This window comes from Pseudomonas sp. P4_C3, assembly GCF_056402075.1.
In genome coordinates, this window is the sequence record NZ_JBFUIC010000737.1 from 1 (window position 1) to 763 (window position 763).

Consider the following 763-nt stretch of genomic DNA (forward strand, 5'->3'; position numbering starts at 1 on the left):
GCTACCACATGGCCACTTTCGTCGCTTGCCGTTCAAGCTACCAACTATTGACTAAAAAAGTCAATATAGTGACTATCCCATCTATCCGACCGGGCACGGCTATCCCCCTGCGGAAAGGAGCCCTATCCGCATCCCCATCAGAAGGTCCAGGGCAGCCAGAAAATTAGAAATCCAGGAGAACGCCATGGGTGCCACGAACCTTCTTCATTCGCTTTACAAATACAAGGCATGGTCTGAGGAGGAACTGTTCAAGTGCTTGAAAGCCCCCGCGGCAAAAAAATTTCCAACGGAAATGGAGGAAGCACTCTACTGGCTAGCCCATATCAATATTGTTGACCAGCTGTTCATTGCCAGACTGCAGGGAAAACCGGATGAATTTGACTCCATCCTGACCGAACAGAAACAAGACCTGGGTCGACTGGAAGAGTGCTTTTCTTCAGCGAATCAATGGTTTGTGAACTACACCCAGTCGATCACTACAATCGAACTGTCTGATCCGGTTGCGTTTATTTTCAAGGATGGAAAACCAGGCAACATGACGAAAGAGCAGGTTCTTGCACACGTGCTATCACACGGATTGCAGCATCGAGGAAGTGTGGCGACTATCTTGCCTCGTGAGCTACTGCTGGATCACAAGGACCATTTCACAACGTTTTTGAAGCTCTAGGCACTGATGGGCCGCCCCATGTATGGCAATGATACGTAATAGGAAATCTTTCGATGATCCGCATACCCGATCAAGCATCAGTTGCCCCCAATATGA

At 48.8% G+C, this 763-nt stretch carries 1 protein-coding gene; it reads left to right on the forward strand.

Features of this window, described 5'->3' with window-relative positions; genetic code table 11:
* The first annotated feature begins 184 nt into the window (after nucleotides 1–184).
* A complete protein-coding gene (locus AC1DVH_RS32150) occupies nucleotides 185–667 on the forward strand; it encodes a DinB family protein (protein WP_477757171.1) in 483 nt (160 codons plus the stop codon).
* Nucleotides 668–763 lie beyond the last annotated feature (96 nt).

Bases quoted from the DNA above. Each gene is read 5' to 3' on its own strand.
- AC1DVH_RS32150 (WP_477757171.1), top strand. From the start codon at position 185: ATGGGTGCCACGAACCTTCTTCATTCGCTTTACAAATACAAGGCATGG.